The organism is Hyphomonas neptunium ATCC 15444 (genome assembly GCF_000013025.1).
Taxonomy (GTDB): Bacteria; Pseudomonadota; Alphaproteobacteria; order Caulobacterales; family Hyphomonadaceae; genus Hyphomonas; species Hyphomonas neptunia.
Genome location: NC_008358.1, coordinates 2,629,222 through 2,651,248, shown reverse-complemented (window position 1 = coordinate 2,651,248; position 22,027 = coordinate 2,629,222). Strand labels below are relative to the sequence as shown.

At 58.2% G+C, this 22,027-nt stretch carries 14 protein-coding genes; 6 read left to right on the top strand and 8 right to left on the bottom strand.

Features of this window, described 5'->3' with window-relative positions; genetic code table 11:
- Window positions 1-1,265: 1,265 nt before the first annotated feature.
- On the bottom strand, window positions 1,266-1,505 hold the full coding sequence (locus HNE_RS19175) for a hypothetical protein (RefSeq protein ID WP_407637691.1): 240 nt from the start codon (window positions 1,503-1,505) through the stop codon (window positions 1,266-1,268).
- A gap of 237 nt (window positions 1,506-1,742) precedes the next feature.
- Here HNE_RS19175 and HNE_RS19170 point away from each other — a divergent pair, with 237 nt between their 5' ends.
- From HNE_RS19170 to HNE_RS12400, 3 genes are all read left to right on the top strand, one after another.
- Entirely contained in the window at window positions 1,743-2,972 is a 1,230-nt protein-coding gene (locus tag HNE_RS19170; protein WP_407637719.1) for an RHS repeat-associated core domain-containing protein, read from the top strand.
- Between the two features lie 617 nt (window positions 2,973-3,589).
- Window positions 3,590-4,294: an IS6 family transposase gene (locus tag HNE_RS12405; RefSeq protein WP_011647503.1), complete on the top strand. Its 705-nt coding sequence runs from the start codon at window positions 3,590-3,592 to the stop codon at window positions 4,292-4,294.
- A 365-nt stretch (window positions 4,295-4,659) separates the two neighbouring features.
- On the top strand, window positions 4,660-4,923 hold the full coding sequence (locus HNE_RS12400) for a DksA/TraR family C4-type zinc finger protein (protein WP_011647502.1): 264 nt from the start codon (window positions 4,660-4,662) through the stop codon (window positions 4,921-4,923).
- 606 nt (window positions 4,924-5,529) lie between these two features.
- Here HNE_RS12400 and HNE_RS12395 read toward each other — a convergent pair.
- On the bottom strand, window positions 5,530-6,282 hold the full coding sequence (locus HNE_RS12395) for a PGN_0703 family putative restriction endonuclease (protein WP_011647501.1): 753 nt from the start codon (window positions 6,280-6,282) through the stop codon (window positions 5,530-5,532).
- A 267-nt stretch (window positions 6,283-6,549) separates the two neighbouring features.
- Here HNE_RS12395 and HNE_RS12390 point away from each other — a divergent pair, with 267 nt between their 5' ends.
- Window positions 6,550-7,299 carry a TetR/AcrR family transcriptional regulator gene (locus HNE_RS12390; protein ID WP_011647500.1) on the top strand — a complete coding sequence of 250 codons (750 nt, stop codon included), beginning with the start codon at window positions 6,550-6,552 and terminating at the stop codon, window positions 7,297-7,299.
- A 60-nt stretch (window positions 7,300-7,359) separates the two neighbouring features.
- Here HNE_RS12390 and HNE_RS12385 read toward each other — a convergent pair whose 3' ends face one another.
- From HNE_RS12385 to HNE_RS12360, 6 genes are all read right to left on the bottom strand, one after another.
- Complete coding sequence (locus HNE_RS12385; protein WP_011647499.1) at window positions 7,360-8,325, bottom strand: aminotransferase class IV; 966 nt, start codon at window positions 8,323-8,325, stop codon at window positions 7,360-7,362.
- 142 nt (window positions 8,326-8,467) lie between these two features.
- On the bottom strand, window positions 8,468-10,051 hold the full coding sequence (locus HNE_RS12380; protein ID WP_011647498.1) for an alpha-glucosidase: 1,584 nt from the start codon (window positions 10,049-10,051) through the stop codon (window positions 8,468-8,470).
- 760 nt (window positions 10,052-10,811) lie between these two features.
- The gene (locus HNE_RS12375; RefSeq protein ID WP_148205884.1) at window positions 10,812-12,989 is read right to left on the bottom strand and encodes a TonB-dependent receptor; all 2,178 of its coding nucleotides are present in this window, start codon (window positions 12,987-12,989) and stop codon (window positions 10,812-10,814) included.
- Between the two features lie 65 nt (window positions 12,990-13,054).
- A complete protein-coding gene (locus tag HNE_RS12370) occupies window positions 13,055-14,209 on the bottom strand; it encodes a DUF917 domain-containing protein (RefSeq protein WP_011647496.1) in 1,155 nt (384 codons plus the stop codon).
- 2 nt (window positions 14,210-14,211) lie between these two features.
- A complete protein-coding gene (locus HNE_RS12365; RefSeq protein WP_011647495.1) occupies window positions 14,212-15,798 on the bottom strand; it encodes a hydantoinase/oxoprolinase family protein in 1,587 nt (528 codons plus the stop codon).
- 166 nt (window positions 15,799-15,964) lie between these two features.
- Entirely contained in the window at window positions 15,965-18,640 is a 2,676-nt protein-coding gene (locus HNE_RS12360; protein WP_035590993.1) for a LuxR C-terminal-related transcriptional regulator, read from the bottom strand.
- Between the two features lie 201 nt (window positions 18,641-18,841).
- Between HNE_RS12360 and HNE_RS12355 the strand changes: the two genes are divergently transcribed.
- Together HNE_RS12355 and HNE_RS12350 are read left to right on the top strand one after the other, a co-directional pair.
- Window positions 18,842-20,497: an acetolactate synthase large subunit gene (locus HNE_RS12355; RefSeq protein WP_011647493.1), complete on the top strand. Its 1,656-nt coding sequence runs from the start codon at window positions 18,842-18,844 to the stop codon at window positions 20,495-20,497.
- A gap of 42 nt (window positions 20,498-20,539) precedes the next feature.
- Window positions 20,540-21,922: an aldehyde dehydrogenase family protein gene (locus tag HNE_RS12350; protein WP_035591105.1), complete on the top strand. Its 1,383-nt coding sequence runs from the start codon at window positions 20,540-20,542 to the stop codon at window positions 21,920-21,922.
- The last annotated feature ends 105 nt before the right edge of the window (window positions 21,923-22,027 follow it).

Genomic DNA, 22,027 nt, shown 5'->3' with positions numbered 1-22,027 from the left:
CTACAGGAAACCGAAAATACTGCGCCAAACCCGCTACGTCCACCGACGAGCGCGGTCAGGTAACTACGTATACATACAATGGTTCCCACGGGGGCTTGGTTCGGGTTCTCTCTCCCAGAGAGTCAGCGTCGGGGCGGTGGGCTGTTCAGGAATATTCTTTCGGGCAGAAATATGCGTGGTACCTTACCGGGAGCGGGACGTCGCGCACGCAGGCGCCAACGCCCGTCTGGCGCCTCACTCAGGCGCGCCAATGTAGTGTCACAACCAGCACCGCTGCATGTTCAGCCTCCTCGGGCAGCGACATCAGAGTTGTCGACTACGCATACGAGGTCGGAAGTGCTTCCGTTCCGAGCAATTTAAGGGTTCTGTCCGTGACGGAGCGGTCGGCGGATAGTGCTGTCGTATCCGTGACCAGTAAAACGCACGACTCATGGGGGCGGGCAACCTTCATCGACGGTCCTTTGCCGGGCAATGCTGACCGTGTGGGGATTGAGTATGATAAAATGGCCAGAGTCATCCGGACGACGTTTCCAGATCCGGACGGAACAGGGAGTCTTCAGCAAAGATACGTAGAGACAAATTTTAATGACGCAGGTCAGATATCCGAATCCATCACGGGCCGCGTAAACGGCTATACCGGTTCCCGTACTTTTACCCCGTTGATAAAGTCAGAGAGCACCTTTGATGCCTACGGTCGGCCGATCCGGGCCACCAGACGGAACTCTGCCGATGAGGCGCTCCTAATTACGCAGTATAGCTACAATTCTGACCAGCAGGTTGTCTGCACCGCGATCCGTATGAATCCTGCTTCTTATGGCGCCCTTCCGGCTGCTTGTAACCAGTCATCGGGTGGAGATGACCGGATTAGCCAGAATGTTTATGATGTGTACGGCAGGCTCTATAAAGTGAACGAAGGCGTTGGAACTTCTTACGTAACCTCTGTGGAGCGGTCACTTACAACCAATGGCTTGCTGCAGTCCATCCAGGATGGCCGAGGGCGCCAGACCACATATGAGTATGATGGGCACGACCGTCAGCGCAAGGTGCGGTACCCTGTGTTTTCCGGTTCCGGCAGTTCGACGACTGATTATGAGCAGTACACGTATCTTGTCGAGGGCGGAAATGCTACCCCACTAGTCTCCAGTTTCCGGATGCGGGACGGACAAAACGTATCCTATGGCTATGATCTGCAGTCACGTCTTCTGCAGATTGATGCTCCCGGAGTCGTTGCAGATATAACCCATACTTATGACAATCTGAGCCGCTTAGCATCCGCCAGTTCGAATGGGCAGGTCCTGACATACAGTTGGGACGCGCTTGGCCGACTGCAGAGCGAGCAGAGCGAGTTTGGAACGGTCAGTTATCAGTATGATCCGGCGGGACGACGGACAAGATTGACCTGGCCGGATCAGGTATTTGTCACGTACGCGTATGACAATCGTGGCGCGTTGAAGACTATCAGGGAAAATGACACTGCGACGCTGGCCACCTACAACTATGATCAATTCGGTCGCCGGATATCAAAGGTACTTGGAAATGGTGTCACCACATCCTGGGGCTACAACGAAGCCTCTCTGGTCTCGGATCAGGACTTTGCGCTCCCCGCAGCCGCGCCGTATAATCAGCAGACAGACATAGCCTATAATCCATTGGGCCAGATCGTCACTAAAAGTCTGTCAAATAGTGACTATCTAGCAGAGCAGGCACCGTCTCTCTCATATACGTATGATGGACAGAACAAGATGACCTCAGTAGATGGTCTCTCCGTGGCGCACGACGGAAGAGGGAATGTGACAGGGATCGGCGCGTCGACCTATGCCTTCGATGTCGCAAACAGACTGACGGGAAGCTCCGGAGGTGGAGCCCTTTCTTTTGATCCTGCTTCACGCCTCTACCAGGCAAGTTCAGGTGGGGCAGCCACCAGGTTCCTCTATGACGGCGTTCACCCCATCGCGGAGTATAGCGAAAGTGGCACCGTGCTGCGTCGCTATGTGTTCGGCCCAGGGATGGATGAGCCATTGGTCTGGTATGAAGGAGCAAGTGTTTCGGAGACGGCCCGGCGGTATCTGGTGGCGGATGAACGTGGATCAATTGTTCTGATTACGAGTAGTTCCGGGGGCGTGCTGCAGAGAAATACGTATGGCGATTTTGGAGAGCCCGGCGCATCGAATCTGGGAAGGTTCCAATATACGGGCCAGATGTGGCTGGGGGATATGTCAATCTATCACTATAAGGCGCGGGCGTATCATCCGGTGCTTGGCAGGTTCCTACAAACCGATCCGATAGGGCTGGCGGGTGGTCTTAATTTGTATGCCTACGCCTCCGGAGATCCCATCAATCTAACAGATTCTCTCGGGCTGCAGCCCGATGATGAACAAGAGAGAAGGCTTGGTACGGTTACAGTTACGGCACCTCCAAACAATCCACTTGATCGCTGGGTGTTCGAATTGGACGAGTGGTTGGGAAACAACAATGGCAACGGCTGGCTGGATAACCAGCTCTCGAACATTCCCGACGAATTATATGCTTGTGCTCCTAGCGGAAACCAAAAAACTGGAGCAATCGGGATGACTGGTCAATGGTTTACCGGGATAGGCCCATCTGAAAGAACCTTTTCCCACGGGTCTATTCATTCCGAACGACTGAAAGATGCCTGGCGCACGAATCAAGCAAGGGACTATTTCTATGAAAAGTACTCAGCAGGCATTCCTGCAGATGCGTCCGTGATCGGATTTAAGGGCGTGTTCGGAGCTGAGGGCTATATTCGAGCAGGAGCGGATTTGACAGAGCAATTTGTCGGGAGCTTCGGAGTCGACATTCATCGAAATGGGAACTACCTGAACTTTATCGTTACGAACAATTCGAGTTTCACATCATTTGCGTATGGACTTGGGCCCAATTGGGAGAGGTCTGACTTCCCGCCGATGGGGAACATGCGCCAAACTTACTGCTGGACAGAACCGTTGAAATGAGAATGACACATATTGTTTGGCTGTTACTTAAGATGTTGGCACTTTTAGGAGTTATCGGTTCCGCTGCTTGTTCGTCTAGTCGAGTTGAGGTCGGCGTTTTGGCTGGATGTTGGATTGCGCGCAATTCTGCATTGGAACTCGACGTAATAGAATTGGCAGAGGACGGCACCTTCACACAATTCAGACGCGATAATAACATTGAAGCTCAGAACAGTGGAGTATGGACACTCCAAGTATTGGAGTCTGATTCTTTATTGCCATTCAGCTCGAGTAACTACTTTCTTGAGATAGAAGGCTTAGCTCTTCGAGGTTTTGAGTGTCGTTCTCCCTCCGGTCAAAGTTGCTTATCTCTTAACGGTGAGGTCCCAAGCGAATTGATGAGCCAAATCGGAAGAGGCTTAAACGGTAAATTGCGGCTACTCGTCGACGCTGATCTTGGATATTACTATTCTCAGACGCCTTGTGTGCGAGCCGGCATTGTCAGGGGAACCGGGCTTAAGGCGGCCGATCCTGGTACCTAGTCTCGGAAAATGACAAAATCGCCGTTCCGATATTTCAAGTGGATTGTCAGTGCAATCGGCCTTGAGGAGGTGATTTCGGCCATGTAGCCTCAGGGAATGGCCATATCACCATTTCGCTACTTCAAGACCTCGTCTGAGATCATCCAGCTTGGCGTGCTGATGTATGTCCGATTTCCGCTTTGGCTTCGCAATGTCGAAGATCTTCTGCACGAGCGCGGCATAGACGTGTGTCACGAGAGTGTCCGCTTGTGGGTCGATCGCTTCGGAACATACTTCGCAGATAAGATCCGTAAGCGGAGGTCAGAGGCAATGCGCCGGGTCAAGCAATGGCGCTGGCACCTGGATGAGGTCTTCGTGAAGATCCGCGGAGAGACACACTATCTTTGGCGCGCGGTTGACCACGAAGGGGAGGTGTTTGAAGCTTACGTCACCAAGAAGCGGGACAAGGCTGCAGCGCTGAAATTCCTCAGAAAAGCCATGAAACGCTATGGAAATCCAGAAGTCGTGGTGACTGACAAGTGCCCATCCTACCGCGCAGCGATGAAGGTGATTGGAAACGAGGGACGCCAGGAAACAGGCCGTCATTTAAACAATCGCGCCGAGAATTCGCACTTGCCTTTTCGAAGACGCGAGCGGGCGATGTCGCGCTTCAGGCGAATGCGTAGTCTTCAAAAATTCGCTTCAATGCATTCGTCTGTACACAATCATTTCAATCATCAGAGAAACATCAAGAGGAGGGCCGGCTTCAAATCGCTACGAGACGCCGCCTTTCGCGAATGGCGCGAACTTCTCGTTGTCTAGCACCTGCTGACCCGCGAATAGCGGAGACGGGTTCGCATTCGACTGACAGCACCGCCAGACTTTCTGCGTAGTCTCCAGGGAATGCGGGCGTTCGAACGTTACCGTGAGCATTGGCGCCGCACGTGGGCCCGGCGTTTCCGGTATCGGTGGGCTGCGCGTCACTTCGGATAAGGTGAGCCATTCAATTCGCGCGCTGGCTCAGCTTGGCCGGGCAGTTGCGGTGTGACCGCCAAGGGGAAGCTTCGGCCAATGCGAAACCGGCGCAATTTCTGAGGCCGTTCCAATGTCTTTTGGCCCGTGAAACTGCGCCGCCACTTTCCTATATTGTCTGTCTTCGCCACAAACAGGCATAAGGAAAGCGGAACATGGCAAGTGGATGGGCGCCTGAGGGCTCTGTTCAGGATCAGATCGAGGATAGCGTGCGGGATGCTCTGGCGGCTGCGCGAGCGCGTATGCCGTCGGGTATTGGACTCGAAGAATGCGAGGAATGCGGCGAGACGATCCCGCTGGCTCGCCGAATGGCGCTGATCGGCGCGCGGACCTGCGTCTCCTGTCAGTCCGTACGCGAAAAGCAGCCGAAATTCTCCAGCATTAATCGACGCGGCAACAAGGACAGCCAATTGCGCTGAGCCAGGCTTCAGCTGCCCTTCCTGTCGGGCGGCGATGAAACTGATCGGAAACCTATGCCGGCAGGAAACAGGCTGACCCCTCGACAATCGCGCCGAAAACGCGTGCCTGCCACTCCGAATGACGCGAGCGGGCGATGTCCCAATTCCGGTGAAGCCCAAATCTTCAGAAACTCGCTTGTCTTCATTCGTCTGTGCGCGATCTTTTCTGCTAGCAGGGAAACATGGAAAGAGCGCAGGCTTTAAATCGCCACGCGGCGCTTTCCTTCGCGAATGGCGCGACCTTCTCATGACTTAGCGTCTGCTGACCCGCGAATAGCAGAGAGGTGTTCGCGTTAGATTCGCAGCACCGCCAGCCATTTTCAGATTTTGAGACAGTTCCGTTAGCCAGCCCCCAAAACCCCGCAAACGGGTGGGATTTGGCGCGGGCTGGCCGTCTCGGTTTGGATTCTCGGCAATTGACCGTTGATCATCAGGTTGAGAGCGAGATTCAATTTACTTTAAAACGCTTCGAAGCCCTTGAGCGGAATAGATATGACCTGCACGCACAAGAGAGCGGAGGGCATCCGATTGGATGCACCAGTTTAACTGAAGCGTATTCGAATTTTTCTATAATTCGAATACGAAAGAAATACTTTTGGCGTGTTCGGCCAGATACCGGTCGTCCGTAGGCCAGCGCCCGATCCAGTCATTGTACGAGGCCGCCGCAAACTGAATTCGGGCTGAAGAGGCGCGCTCAGAAAATTCTGCAATCTCAGCTCTGTGTCGGGCAATTGCGCTACGTCCCTTGTCAGAATGGAGAAGATGCGCTGGCTCAGCATACAGATAAAAAAGTGCTGGCTGCAATTCCCTGCGTTTGGCCTCCGTGCACAATCCGAGTGCGTGCTTGATCAGTTGAACAGCATCGAGATGTTGGTATCTCAGTTCATTTGAACGCAAGGCGTCCTTCAGGGCGGCATAGGGCTCGAGACCTTCCCAAACGGGCCGCTCATAAGCATCCGAGAAGGCCGCTTTCTTGGCGTCCCGAAAGGGTTCGTACCTCTTTGACTCAATTCCAATCAAATGGGTTTTGGTTATCACGACGCCATCGAGCCAGGGGTGATGTCCGCCGCGCCAGGGAAAGCGCGCCTGGAATTCCACATCAACGATCTCTGCCGGAAACAGCCCTTCCAGACCGGGAAGGGGCGGGAAAAGATTGGCCTGTTCGATAAACCAGCCGATGCAGTTTATTGCCAGAGCAGCTGAACTCGCTGGGCTGAGTAATTTGCCTGACGCTATTTCATTTCCGGGAGATGCGGCGAGACGCTCTAGAATATAATCTTTCGGGACGCCGGGTAAGAACACATTTTCAATTGATGACATAGCGCCTTGGATAAGCGGTGGAGTTATCGCCGGCAAGTAGGAATGTTGAAGTGCAGCTTATGGAGTGACCTGCCACTGATCATGACGTGACATTTGGAGGGTGCGTGAACTCAGATCGGGGAGTTTTTGGTACAGTCCTCGACAAGTCAGCCCGTAGGAACTTAAGGAGCCTTGAACTGACGAAGCTGAGCAAGGTGGTGTGCAGACGTTGTGCTGGCGGCTTGCTTCGGGGTAGTTGAAACCATCAGCTATGTTGACGGAGGGAAAATGGCGAAGAAGGCCGGATCTGTGGGACCAGCGGCCAAGCGCCAGCTTAGTCCTCGCAAACCTTCCCGCGAACGCGGTGTGCTTCGCTTTGCGGCGCTCGTAGATGCTGTCGAGGTTCTTCTCGCCGATCATAGTCCTGATGAGATTGGTCTGTATCAGATCGCCGAGCAGGCGAACGTGCCGCCGGGGTCGGTGTATCATTTTTTCCCGACCAAGGAGGCGGCCTTTCTCGCACTTGCCAATCGTTACCTCAGCGCATTTGAAGCGCTTGCTGGCATGCCAATCGACCCATCAGCCCTTGAAAGCTGGCAGTCGCTGATGGCCTGGGATCAAAAACAGGCCATGCAATTCTACAATAAACATCCGGCTGCTTTGAAATTGCTTCTGGGCGGTTTTGGGGGTTTGGAAACCCGGCAGGCTGACACACGGTATAACGTTCAGGCAGGCAAAGAAATGTATCGCCGCCTGGATACCGTCTTTCATATGCCTTTCGTCCGTGATCCGGAGACCAAATTCCACATCACAATTGAAATTCTCGATGCGGTATGGGGTATTTCCTATCTCAAGCATGCGCGCATCACTGAGGAATTTTATCTCGAAGCGGTCGATGCCTGCACCGCTTATTGTCGTTTGTTCCTTCCTGAACGGATTGAGCTGCGCGACGAGCATCGCAGGAGCCTCGCCGCCGGCAAGCCGGTCCGCATCGTCCGCCAGATGACGGATGCGCGCGGCGAAGATCCGAGCAGCTGATCTGGATATCCGGAGTAGGGGGGGCAGGGGGAGCTGCGCCCGGCGCGGCTGGCGCTGCGCTCAGGGCGCGTAAGTCACAGGCTCGCTGAGCTGAGGATCATCATGAAGATCCCAGTAAGCCTCCCAAATCATCCGTGTAACCGGACCGACTGTTCCATCACCCACAATGTTCCCATCCAGAAGGACGAGTGGCATTATGCCGCCTGCCGTCGAACACATGAACAATTCATCGCATTCATAGAGTGCCTGGATGGGTATCTCGGTAACATGTGTTTTCAGGCCGCGCGCGGCCGCTATTTCCAGTACTGTCCTGCGTGTGATGCCTTCCAGCACCCCGCGACGGGGTGTGTGAAGTTCCCCATTCCTGACAAGGACGATATTATAGCCAGCGCCTTCTGTGGCGTTCCCGTCGCCGTCGGGAAGAATGGGGAAGAAAGAGTCCCGGTCACCTGCTTCCATAAGCCCTCGGACGAGATCGCCCCACTGAAGGTTCTTGATTGTCGGGTCCAGGGCCCCCGGGGGTGTGCGGCGCACCGTTCGCGTTACGACGGCCGGCGCGCCATGGTTCTGGTATTCAAGCGGGAGAATCCAGACGTAAGGCACCGCCATGAGATACAGGTTCGGGATGATGTCTTCGGCTTGTGCGCCTCGCAGGAACTTCAACCCGCGGGTCACGATGATCTCAACATATGCGTCCCGCAGCCCACTCCTGGAGACCAGCTCCATCACCAGCCTGCGGAGCTCTGGCCTGGCGATCGGCAGCGGGAGCCGCATTTTGGCGCAGCTAACTTCCAGACGGTCCAGGTGATCATCGAGACGGAAGATCCGGCCATTCCAGACTGCGGGGACGTCATAGGTCAGATCCGAATGCAGGAAGCCCTGATCAAGTATCGGTATCCGCGCCTTTCCGATGGGCACAAATTCGTTTTCGATCCAGGCAATACCGTCGGCGAACGCGTCTGTTCGCTCTGCGCGAGCGTCTGCCCGCGTCTGAAATCCGGTCAGCACTTTTTGAAATGTCAGCATTGCGGTCCCCTGTCGTTTTTGCATTTCACGACATCATCCGAAACTGCTGCGCCCAGAAAGTCAATAAATATTGACTAAAAGCTCGTAGATTTGATCCCGTATGTCTATCAGGACAGCCGTAATGATCTGCGGCTCGCTCCTGCTACACACGCGCAATGAAGCCTGCGAACGGCCCTAGCTGGCCGCCTTCCGCCGCGCCTGTAGCCAGCAGGGGTTCGTGCGCCACCTCTGCCAGAGATGTTTGCAGTGTTTCCGGTCCAATATTGAACACGCAGAGCAACCGCTCGTCCTTATGCTGACGCTCGAAGGCGAGGAGGGAGTCCGTCGTTTCGATAAACTCTATCCGGCCCCATCTCAGAGCGGCGCTGGCCCTGCGGACAGCCAAAGCAGAGCGTGTAAAGGCGAGCAGGGAATCGGAGGCGCGCTCCTGCGTCTCGACAGAAAGAGGACGGTGCTCGGGGCACGCGGGCAGCCAGGGCCTGGCGTCGCTGAAGCCAAGGTTAGGGGCATCCTCCTGCCAGGGCATCGGCGTGCGCGCGCCATCGCGTGAAAGCGTGAGCGGCCAGTTGGCAATCGCTTCCGGATCGCGGAGGTCTTCGAATGCCAGATCCGAATGCGGCAGGCCAAGTTCCTCGCCATTATATAAGAAGATGTTCCCCCTGAGGGACGCAAGGAGGAGAGCTTTCAGCCGCCCGAACTGCGTAAAATACTTCTGCTCTGACCAGCGAGACAGCGCACGGGGCACATCGTGATTTTCAAATGCCCAGCTTGGCCATCCCGTTCCCGGACGATCGGGCCACTTTTCCAGCACGGAGCGAACGACCGACGGGGTCAGCTTGCGGGCATAGAAGAAATCAAATCCGTAGGCTGACTGAAGCCGGTTGCTGTCCGCTGTAAACAGCTTCATTTCGCGGTCGGTATCGGCGCCCCCAACTTCGGCAACGGCAAAACGATTTCCATATTTATCAAGCAGTTGTCGGACACGTTCCAGAAAAGCCGGAATGTCAGGATGACTCTGATTGTACTGGTGCCGCTGAAAGTCATACGGACGGCTGCGTCGTCGGCCATCCTCTGGCGCAGCTGGATTATCGGTCAGCGCCGGATCGTGCATCATGTAGTTCAGCGCATCCAGCCGGAATCCGTCAACGCCACGATCGAGCCAGAAGCGCGCGATCGTGAGTAAGGCATCCTGAACTTCCGCAGAGTGCCCGTTGAGCTGCGGCTGGGCGGAGAGGAAATTATGCATGTAATATTGGCCGCGGCGTGCATCCCATGTCCAGGCAGGCCCGCCAAACACGGATTGCCAGTTGTTTGGAGGCGTGCCGTCGGCTTTCGCGTCCGCCCAGACATACCAGTCGGCTTTCGGATTCGTTCGGCTGGCACGGCTTGCGGCAAACCATTCATGCTGGTCGGAGGTGTGCGCCCAGACCAGATCTACCAGTATCCGAAGACCCAGACCGTGGGCGCGCTCAATAAGTGTCTCAAAGTCAGGCAGCGTACCGAATTGCGGGTCGATATCGAGGTAGTCACTCACGTCGTAGCCGTAGTCGGCCTGCGGACTTTTGAAAAACGGGGATATCCAGATGGCATCAACACCCAGTGACGCAATATAATCGAGTCGCGCGGTTATTCCCGGAAGGTCTCCGATCCCGTCGCCATTGGAATCACTAAAGCTGCGGGGATAGATCTGATAAATCGTCGCGCCGTGCCACCAGGGTTCGCTCATATTTGACACTCTCTTGTTGAGGGCTGGGTCTGCGGCCAGCGTGCGGGGCTTTGGGTTCCAGGGTGGTCAGGCGGTGACGGTGCCCTGCAATGTCCGGTTCTCTGCGCACCCTATTATAGTCAATAAATATTGACAATGTGGGATCGGCTTTTTTGGGGCTCTGTCGCATGACGATTCAGAGTGCATGATAAAACGGGTTGTGTGGTGGGCGGGGGCTCGACGCGACAGGCTACCCGGAGCCTGCCAGTCTCTACGCTTACGTGACGCCGCCCTTCGCGAATGCCGCGAACTTATCGCTCTCTAGCACCTACCGACCCGCGAATAGCGGATACGGGTTCGCGTTAGCCTGACTGCACCGCCAGCCCAACTTACCGGAAGTACCCGCAAGATCCTGTAAAATAAAAAATATCCGTCTCCATCCTGCGATGCTCGGACGGGGTGTGCCGTGATCTGCTGCACATTCCGGGGGCGTCATGGCCATCGTTCAACGCGGCGGCATTTATCATCTGAGACGTAGGGTGCCCGGCCGCTACAATCAGATAGAGGCGCCGGATATTGTCTGGATCAGCCTTCACACGGTCTCTGAAACTCTGGCCCGGAGCAAAGCAGGGAGACCCCATACCAGGCAACACCGGCCAAAGGGGCGACGTATTTCCCTATCGGCCGTCCTGAGCCCGTAAGGAAGGGGATCGGGGCCAGCACAGACGGGCAGACAACGCTGTGCGCTGTCTGCCCGCTGCCCTAAGACCTCGGGTTCTGCCTAGAACCTGTATTTGAAGTCGACCCCGTATGTTGCCGGCCGGGCCTGAGAGCCAAGGTCGAAGGGAGCGCCTGCATATTCTGCGGGGTTGAAGTCGGCATAATATTCCTCATCCAGAATATTCTTGCCCCAGAGAGAGGCAGACCAGATGTCGCTTTCCAACGAGAACCTGAGGGAGAGCAGGTTCACCGGGTCGCGGACATCGAGATTGTCGATCTGCCAGTATTTGTTGCCCTGATATTCGTAATCAGCCCGCAGGACCGCATCCAGCCCAGATCTTACGGGGCGGACATACTGACCGCTCAGGCTGACTGACCAGTCTGTGGTCTTGGGGGAGCGCGATCCGATAACGGCGTCAGTGTCCACGCCCGAGGCGGTGAGGTAGGATTCCAGCTGCGCGTTGCCGATCGATCTGATCTCGGAATCTGTATACCCGACGCCGCCCGAAAGCGTGAAGCTCTCGCTGACACGATAGCGGAAGTCGGCGTCAAACCCGCGCAGATCCACCTTGTCGAGGTTGGAGATAATCTGGGAGACGGTGCTGGCATCTACGAAGAAGAACTGGAACCCTTCGCTTTCCGAGGAAAATGCCGCGATGTTGAGCGTTCCGTTCCCGTCGGCAAAGCCTGTCTTCAGGCCAGCTTCGTAATTGGTGAGGGTTTCGTCGCCGAAACTGTCAAGGACGACCCCTGGCGCATTGAACCCGCCGGAGCGGAAGCCCGTACTGTAGGTGGCGTAACCGAGGACATCAGGCAGGATGTCATAGCTGAGCGTGATTTTTGGCTGGAAGGCGCTGAAGCTCCTTGTCCGGACGGGACCGGCTGCGCCTTGCGTCTGGTTGCGTTCGTCCTCGTCATAGCGGGCGCCGAGTTGGAGTACGGTGCGGTCATTGAGATCAAACTCCGCCTGTCCGAACAGGGCCCAGGCCGTGTTGTCGTTGTCTTCGCTGCGGTCAATGATGGCGATACCGGTGTCGAACTGGTCCACAGAACCGGTGAGGTCCAGAAAACCCCGAGTCAGCAGGCTGCGATCAGTTTCCAGATAATAACCGCCGGCAATCCAGCGGAAGGTGCGCTCATCGGGCGAGACAAATCTCAGTTCCTGGCTAAGCAGGTCCAGAGAGAGATTCTGGCCCTGGCCGAGCTGTCCGAACGGCCCGAAGGTTGGCTGATCGGGATTCGAAAAGTCGAGATCCGACCGGTAGGTTTCGGTAAGATCGGTATAGCCAAGGATGTAGGTGGCCGTGGCAAATCCCATGTCCAGGCTTGCCTTGCCACTCAGGTCCAGAATGTCTGCCTCGGTAATACCCGCGAGATTTGAGGCCGGGGCGAAAATATCGTTGGAATCGTTTCCTGAGCGAAAGTCCGGGTTCAGCTGGCTGTTGACGACCGCGTCATAAGCAGCCCCGGCCCGGGCGTCGGTGTAGGCGGCGCGCAGGTCCAGCGAAAACACATCGTTGGGGGTGTAGGCAAGTTTGCCCCGGATGGAATAGTCATGGTCCACCGTATCGACCGTGCGGCCGAGATAGGCGTTCTCGATCAGCCCGTCTGTCTCATAGTACGAGCCTGACAGGCGGAACATCAGCTGGTCCTTGATGACCGGGCCGCTGATACCGCCTTCCATCCGGTAGCCACTTCCGTTCGAGAGGCCGCCTGACACGAACCCTTCGATTTCATTTGTGGGCTGACGGGTAACGATATTTATGGCGCCGCCGATCGCGTTGCGCCCGTACAGCGAGCCCTGGGGTCCTTTAAGGACTTCGATCTGCTCGACATCGAAGAGGGGCATCTTGAACTGTTTCTGATTGTTCTGAGGCACCCCGTCGACAATGATCGCAACCGGCGAGTCGGCATTGTTGATCTGGGTGACGCCCCGGACAACAACGAAGCTGTTGAGATAGGTGAAGCTGTTGTCAAACGAGACGTTCGGCGTGAGGGCGATAAAGTCCTCGGTTGACCGGATGCCCGCATCTTCAATGTCCTGCGCCGTGAAGGCGACAATGCTGTTGGGCACATCCTGCAATTGCTGATCGCGGAACTGGGCCGTGACGGTGACCGTCTCCAATGTCCGGCTTACCTCATCTGCAGACGTATCATTTTCCTGAGCTATCGCCGGCAGGGAATGGCCCATAGCCGTTATGGCAAGCAGGCCGGCAGAGCAGAGAAGGTGGGTCTTCATATTAGCGCGTTTCACAGTCTGGTACCCCGTTGTCTTGATCTGAATGATGGAAGAGGTGAGCAAAGTCAGTCGGCGGGCTTCACGAGGGGCGTGAAGTCAAAATCGAGCCCGAAGCAGCGCGGATGGACGTATTCGAGCGCCTGGGGGGTGGTGAGCAGACGAGGCGCGGCGGCTGCTATGACCTTCACGCGCTGCCCGTAGCGCAGGGCCTCTGTCGGGATCGGCTCGGCCGTCTCTCTGTCCACGATCGTAATAAGGTCAGGCACGATGGCTTTGACGGCGCCGTTCTCCAGGGCCACCAGGTTTTCATTCTGGAATTGGATATCCATCGTGCGGGACGGGTCGGTGAGACTGACAATCCGGCAATGCCCCATTGAGAACCCCGCCGTGGTCTCCCGTCTCAGATCCACAATCTTGCCGTCGAAGAGATCGCAGGCATGGCCGTAGATCGCCGACTCCGAGAGCCGGCGGACCAAGGCGCCGACCGCGTCGCCCGCCTTGCGGCCCGCCTCTATCGCCCGGCCGATCTCAAGGGCTTCGGTAAGGGTCCCCGTCACGGTGGCACGTTTCGCCTCCGCGCCGGTCATGGGATAGCCTGCCACGATGCAGCTCAGGCCCATGTTGATGGCGACGGAGCGCACGAATTCTTCGGCGCGTCGCGCGGACCCGGTTTCAACGATCACCGAATTGAGGTGTTCGTCGACAATGACAAAGGGGGTTGCGCGTATCCCTTCGAAATTCATCACGACCATCTGGATTTCCGGAAAGGCGCGGCCCATGCCATCGGCGTTGAGAAGCGGGATGCCCAGCCGCGCGGCAGCCACAATGGGCACCGCCGAATTCACCCCGCCGATTTCAGCGGGCATCAGCGCATCAATCGGGCGCCCCAGGCGCTCTGCCAGCCGCGTAACGGCCAGATCAATATCTGCGCCCGATGCGGCCTTTTCATTGAGGACGGTAGGCGCCCCGAGCATTGCCACGAAAGCCACTGTGGCATCATCTGCCAGAGCCTCCGGGCTAATGATCTTCGGGTGCCCGAACTCCCGGATCGCATTCTGGGCCATAAGCCGGCCAATATAGGGATCGCCGCCGCCGCCGGTTCCGAGGAAGGCGGCGCCGCGGGCGAAGTCGTGGAGATCTGCCGCCGACAGGACAAGTTCGTCCCCGGACGTGTGACCGGAGACGGCGAGGCTGCGCGGGAGGGAAGGTGTCTGTGCCATGTTCAGTCTGCTCCTGCCGCAGCGAGGTTGCCCGCTACCTTTACTCTCAGCCGGACCGCGCCGCCCGGGATGTAGGCGAGGGGCAGTTCCTCAATGTCCATGATTTCGATGCTGGCTGCATCGGCGCCAGCGGCAACGGCGCGCGCCCGGGCGCTGCTGATGGCGTCCGCCATTGCTGCGTCCCGGCCATCTGTATCGTAGGCGTAGACCTTGTCGGTCTCGCCACCGATCTGGGCGATGGACGCTCCGATCGCATTGGCCACACCGGCATCGCGGTGCGTGCGCATGTCAGAAACGCCTCTGATCTCGCGGTTGATGAGGATGGCGCCGCCGCCTACCAGGATGAGCGGGGCGGCGTCCCCGCTGGTCTTCATCCGGTCAACGCCTGTTTCGACAAGCCGGTGTATCTCGGTGATCCCGCGCTCCACGAGCTGGGAATCTAGGCCTGCCACACGGGACCGGTCTCCGATGTCGGCATAGCCGGCCGCCACGGCCAGATCGGTGGTTGTCAGCGTTGTGCCCCCGAATACGAGCGCCTGCGTGGTGATGTCATATCCGACAGACTGGGGACCGATCCGGACCGTGCCGTCGCTCAGGGGGGTAACGATACTGCCGCCTCCGAGCCCGAGTGCTATTATGTCAGGCATCCGGAAATTGGTCCGTACCCCGCCTATATCGACCATCACCGAAGATTCCCTGGGAAATCCGTTGCTGAGAACCCCGATATCGGTGGTTGTGCCCCCGATATCGGCCACCAGCGCGTCTTTCAGTCCGGACAGATAGGCGGCGCCGCGCATCGAATTGGTCGGGCCGGAAGCGAAAGTCAGAACCGGATACTGCTCGACGAACTCTGCGTTCATCAGCGTGCCATCGTTCTGGGACACATAAAAAGGCGCTATAATGCCCAGCTCGGCGAGCGCGGAGCGGAACCCGGATACGGTCTCCCGCGCGAGGCTGGCAAGACTGGCATTCATGATCCCGGCATTCTCCCGCTCGAGCAGTCCGATCCGCCCGATCCGGGAGGAGAGGGTCAGCGTGCAGTCGGGATATTCATTCCGGATGATGTCGCTGGCCCTGCGCTCCATGGCGTCGTTCACCGGAGCGAAGAGGGCCGAGAGCGCGATCGAAGCCAGGCCCTCTGCGCGGAGTTTTCTCGCTGCGTCGGCGACGGCCAGTTCGTCGAGGTCCGCATTGATGCGGCCATCATACTGGTAGCCACCCCTGACAGCATATGTCTGCCCGCCGATAGCGCTGGCAATATCTTCGGGCCAGTCTGTCATGGGGGGGAGTGCCTGAGCGGCGGGCAGGGCAATCCGGATCACACCCACCCGGTCAAGACCGCGGCGCTGCACGAAGGCGTTGGTGAAATGGGTCGTGCCGATTGAGACCACGGAAATATCGCTGACGGCAGCGCCGGCGGACCCGATGACGGCGGAGATGGCGCTGACAATGCCGTCCCGCACAGACCGGGTCGTCGGGGACTTTGTCGAGGCAAGCACGCGCTCCCCCTGCATCAGGACGGCGTCCGTGTTCGTTCCGCCAACATCCACACCGATGCGGAGGGGCTTCTTTTCGCTGATCCGTTGCATCTGCTGCTTTCGACAAGAGGGGAGGTGTCTTGGAAAGCAGACGCTAGTGCCAATTGCCGGGCCCCGGTCTGGCTTAAATTAGTAGGTTGCTTACAGGATTAGTAGTTCCGGCTCCGGCGCGGCCATTTCCGGGGGCATTTCGGGCCGTCTGCGCGGCCGGGCGCAATCAGGACAGCGTCAGGAGCCCGAGCGCGGCGGCGCGCTGAACCGCTTCCTGCCGCGTGCGCGCATTCAGTTTCGCGTAGATGTTTTTTAGATGGTAGCGGATGGCATGCTCGGTGACCCCGATCGTGAGCGCGATCTGTTTGTCGGTTTGTCCTTTGTGAAGCTCCCGAAGCACAGCCCATTCTTTCTGCGTCACGATGGACTCGCGCCTGCCGCCGGGTGCCTCGCCAGCGGCGGGTCGGGGGCGTGCGGAGAGACGGGCGAAGAGCTGCGGAAACCGGGCAGCCAGACCGGCTCCGGCGATCTGCGCGCGTAGGATATCCTCGACGAACAGGGTTGCCCGGCCAAAGCGATTGTCGTCGAGAGCCTCCTCGAGAATGCCGAGGCTGCGCTCAAGATCCCGGCCAGAGGACACCAGGGCGAGCAGGGCGCTGATGCGCGTGGCAACGCGGAGGTTGCCTTCCGCCAGCTGGTCATCGCGAAAGGCCGTCACGCGCTCCAGATTGGGGGTAACCTCTCCAGACCGTGCCAGATGAAGGTGGCGTTCACACTCTGCCTCAACGACCCGCCAGGGCGAGGTGGCGAGGGCAGGTATCGGATCATATGCATCGTGCGCCACAGCCCCTCCGCCGGATTGTCGGGGAGCAGAGGAGATGAGCGACAGAATTTCGCGCTGGGCCTCGCAGATGCGGGTGAGCGAGGTGATCCGGTTGCGGCGTGAAAAATCAAGAGCGAGGCTCAGGACATGGAGCGCATCGTCCAGGCTGCCAGCCAGATAGATCTGCTCCGAGAGGGTCCTGAAAGCGCCGGAATAAATGTCGATCCACCCTTCTGCCCGCAGCAGGCGGGCCACAAGATTCTTCAGGCGCGGCATATCCTTCTGATCATAGGGGGCGTGTTCATGGCGCGCCTCGATCGCGATCACGTCGTTGAGATATTTTATGCCGCCCTCGAAGGAAAGATCCCTGCGGATCAGGTCGGATGCCTGCCTGAACTCGCCGACGCTCTCATCGGTCTGGCGCATAAAGGAATGGATCATGGCGAGGTGGATATGAATGTAGACTTCGCCATAGAGCGAACCGGAGACGTGGAAGACGTCGAGCGCCTCATGGGCAAACTGAATGGCGTCCCGGAGCTTTCCGGCCTGATGCGCAGCGAGACATTTGAATGTCAGTATGAAGCCTTCAAAATGTTCGAATACGCGTTCTGGTCTGCGGATGGCATCTTCAATCTGCTGAACGTCCTGATCATTGATCTTGTTGCCGCCATAGACGGCGAGCATGACCCGCATCACGGTGCTGGAGATCGAGAGCAGATCATCGGCAGCGATCCGCGCTCTGTGACGGGCAATAATCCCGTCATAGAGCGCGGCCGCGTCAGACTGCTTGCCCGATTTCATCAGGATGACACACCGCATCAGGGCCGAGGTCGGCGATTTCTGCACGATCTCGGGCTTCAGGTGACGGTCAATGGCGCGAAACTCGATCAGGCCTTCCTGAAGCCAGAGGCGGATTCCGCCGGTCTGCTCAAGAATTTCAATCAGCAGTGTTTCATCACCGGCGGCCAGTGCGTGTTTGACGGCGCGCACATGGTTTCCCCTGTCGGAATACCAGTTTGCCGCCCTGACCTGCAGCGCGCCATACCTTCCAGGCTGCTGTTCACTGAGGGTTTGTCTGAGGTACTCCCGCATCATCGGATGCAGCCGATAGCCTGACCGCTCGCCTGAGAGCGGCACCAGAAAGGCTTCCAGAGATTCCAGGCGCCGCCAGAAGTCAGGATCGTCCTGATCGAGAACCTCCTGTATGGCATCGAACGGGATTTCTTCGAAAACAGAGGCTTCCCGCAGGAAAACCATAAGGTCCCAATCTATCCGGCTAAGGATCTTTTCTTCGAAATAGGCCGGGATGGCCATGTCGCGATAACCGGGTTCATCGATATGCCGGATATCGAATGTGCCCATATCCGAAGCCGTCAGCAGGAGGCGGATGAGGACGGGCCATCCTTCGGTCCATTCAGAAAGACGCTCAATCTGGCGCGGAGTCAGCCGGCCCTTCCAGAGGCGGGTCATTTCCTGGAGGCCGAAGGACAGGTCTGCCGGACCGAGCCGGGTGACCAGGCCGCGATGGTCAAAATCGACCGTGCTGATGTCTACAGCACCACGCGAGGCGATCACCAGGGTGGCGTTCTCTGGCAGGCGCCGCAGCAGCGTCGGAATGACCAGACGGCTCACAGCCGGCGAGAGCCGCTCAAAGTCATCAAGCACGATATGAACCGGGTGGCCTGACCGCTCGATCCGGGCGAGAAACTGCCAGATCGCCTGGCTGGGATTCCCGTCACTGGACAACTCGAAGTTCAGCAGACCGGAGCCCGCCGTGTCGATGCCGGCGATGTGAGCCGAATAGGCGAGATAAGCGATGAAGGTTTCGACATCGTCGTCTTCATCGATGGCAAGCCAGCAGACTTTTGCGCCCTGCCTTGCGGACTGATCCTTCCACTCGCTCAGAAGACAGCTTTTGCCATAGCCGCCGGGCGCCTCCAGCATGATGAGGCTGCCCTCTGCGCCTGTTTCCAGCCTTTGGATGAGATCAGGGCGTCGTATGAGCGACAACAGCTGCCGCGGCGGCGTGACCTTTGACCTGAGCAGCCAGGGCGCAATATCTGGTTCAGATGACGACATGCATGACAGGGTTCGCACAAGCAGGCCTTGCGTCAAGCTCGGGCATGCCACCGCGCGCCGGGATAATACCCTTTCCCACCTGATTAGGAAGTGGCACTAATAACGGGCCTGACCTGATCATGGTGGTTTAGCGTGGCGGGATATGTGTCTTCTCTTGATGAGCGGGCGCTCTCAAGAGGTCCTCGATAAGGAGTTAATGCGATGCCGAAGGGGTCGGACCTGTTCGTTGCCGCGCTCGAAAACGAAGGCGTGGACTATATCTTCGGCGTGCCCGGGGAGGAAAACCTCGACTTTCTGGAGTCCCTGCGGACCTCCAGAATTCGGCTGATCCTGACCCGTCATGAGCAGGCGGCCGCCTTCATGGCGGCGACACATGGGCGCCTGACGGGCAGGCCGGGCGTCTGCCTCGCCACCCTTGGGCCGGGCGCGCTGAATATGGCAACGGGGGCCGCCTATGCGCATCTTGGCGCTATGCCGATGATCCTGATCACGGGCCAGAAGCCGGTGAAGAGCGCCCGGCAGGCGAGATTTCAGATCGTCGATATAGTCGCGTCGATGAAGCCGCTCACCAAGATGTCGCGCCAGATAATCAGTGCGGGGAGCATTCCGGCAATCGTAAGGGATGCGTTCCGCACGGCCATGGAGGAGCGGCCCGGACCGGTCCACCTTGAACTGCCCGAAGATGTCGCGTCGGAGGAAACAGGCGGCGCGTTTATGATCCCGGTTCATGACATTGCGCGCCCCATCGCCAGCCCGTCAGAACTGGATAAAGCCGCCGATGTGATCCTCGCCGCGGAACACCCTCTGGTAATGATCGGCGCGGCCGGAAACCGGCCCTGTCTGGTGGAGCCGCTTTCGGCGTTCATCCGGCGCACCCGGATTCCCTTCTTCAACACCCAAATGGGCAAGGGTGCTGTTACGGGGGGCTCCAGCCTTTTCATGGGAACAGCGGCGCTTTCGGAAGGCGACTATGTTCATGAGGCGGTCGACCGCGCCGACCTGATCATCGCCATCGGCCATGACACGGTCGAGAAGCCACCATTCCTGATGAAGAACGCGGGGGGCCAGACGGTCCTCCATATTGGTTATCATTCGGCAGATGTAGAGGAGGTCTACCATCCTGACTTCGAAGTGATCGGCGATATCGGGGCAACGGTCGAAGGGCTCGGGGAAAGGCTGGAAGGCCGGCTGCAGCCTGATCAGGGCATGCTGGATCTGCGCCAGAAAATCCTCGCGCATCTAAACGACCGCGCCGAAGAAGACCGCTTTCCGATCACGCCGCAGCGTATCGTTCATGATGTCCGCAAGGTCATGCCGGAGGACGGCATCGTCTGCCTCGATAATGGCATGTACAAGATCTGGTTCGCCCGCAATTACCGCACGCACGTCGCCAACACGCTGCTGCTCGACAACGCGCTGGCCACGATGGGCGCGGGGCTGCCATCTGCAATGATGGCCGCGATGCTCTATCCCGGCAGGCGGGTCCTAGCGGTCTGTGGTGACGGCGGTTTCATGATGAACTCGCAGGAGATGGAAACGGCGGTGCGCCTTAGACTGAACCTTGTCGTGATGATCCTCAATGACAGCGCCTATGGCATGATCCGCTGGAAGCAGGCCGTCGACGGCTTTGCCGATTTCGGCATGCGTTTTGGAAATCCTGACTTCGTACATTACGCAGAAGCCTATGGTGCCATGGGAACACGGGTAACCTCCGTGGCGGACCTGGCGCCGGCGCTCGAAGCGGCGTTCCTGGGAGGCGGCGTCCATCTAGTTGATGTGGCGATCGACTATTCCGAGAATACCCGGGTGCTCGTGGAGGAACTGCGCAACCGCAAGCCGGATGTGGATTGTGCGTGAGCGGATCTACTCTGAGAGGCCTTATACCTGGAGAGGTTGATGATGTTGAAAGTCCTGCAGGCTTATGACCGCGCCCTGATCACTGAAATTGAGACGGACGATGCCAGCGCGCTGGAGCGCAAGCTTCAGGCGGCAGATCGCGTCTTCAAGGACCGAGGCAGCTGGCTGCCGCCGCACGCGCGCGTTGCGATCCTGCGCAGGCTGGCGGGTCTGATGGAGGCGAGACGCGACCCTCTCGCCCTGCAGATCGCTCGGGAGGGTGGCAAGCCCTTGCCTGATGCCATTGTGGAAACGACCCGCGCCATCGACGGGGTTCACAATGCGGCGGATGAGCTGCGCAATTTTGCGGGCCGCGAAATTCCGATGGGCCTCACGGCGGCGTCCGAAGGGCGCTGGGCCTTCACGACGAGAGAGCCCATCGGTGTTGTTGCCGCGATTTCGGCGTTCAATCATCCGCTCAATCTGATCGTACATCAGGTCGCGCCTGCCATTGCGGCGGGCTGTCCGGTTATTGTTAAACCCGCGCTCACAACGCCGCTCTCCTGTCTCGAATTCGTGGCGCTGGTTCACGAAGCCGGCCTTCCGGAAGCCTGGTGTCAGACCCTGATCACCGAAGACAATCAGCTGGCGGAAAAGCTCGCAACGGACCCCCGTATCGCTTTTCTGAGCTTCATTGGCTCAGCAAAGGTCGGCTGGTCGCTGCGTTCGAAAGTTGCTCCCGGCACGCGCGTGGCGCTTGAACATGGCGGCGCCGCGCCGGCCATCGTCGACCGGAGCGCCGACCTCGAAAAGGTCATCGAGCCGATCGTCAAGGGCGGCTTCTATCATGCCGGGCAGGTCTGCGTATCAACGCAGCGGCTTTTCGTTCATGCCGACATCGCCGACGACGTCACGCAGAGGCTGGTGGCGCGTGTTGAGAGGCTGCGTACGGCTGATCCTGTGTTGAAAGACACTGAAGTTGGCCCGCTCATCCTGCCCCGGGAAGCCGATCGCGTAACCGACTGGATCGAAGAGGCCGTCGCGGGAGGGGCGAGGCTCGCCATCGGCGCCGCGCGGCTGTCGGAAACGACGCTCCAGCCTGCCGTACTGCTGGATCCGGCGCCGGACGCGAAGATATCGACGATGGAAGTCTTCGGGCCCGTGATTGCAGTCTATAGCTATAACGACCTGAACGAGGCGATCGCACAGGCGAACAGTCTCCCGACCGCCTTCCAGGCAAGCGTCTTCGCGCAGGACATTGATGTAGCGATGCGCGCCGCTCACCATCTCGATGCTTCGGCCGTCATGATCAACGAGCCAACCGCCTTCCGGACCGACTGGATGCCCTTCGCGGGCCGGAAACAATCCGGATACGGTACTGGTGGCATTCCTTACACTATGCGAGACATGACACAGGAGAAGATGATCCTGATGCGCAGGGAGTGATGGCGGAGGATTCGAGGACCTCGCTCATACCCTTCCATATGCCCCCTGGAACCCGTTTCAAATGACGAACCGAAACCAGGGGAGAGTTTCTTCCTGAGCCTGCTG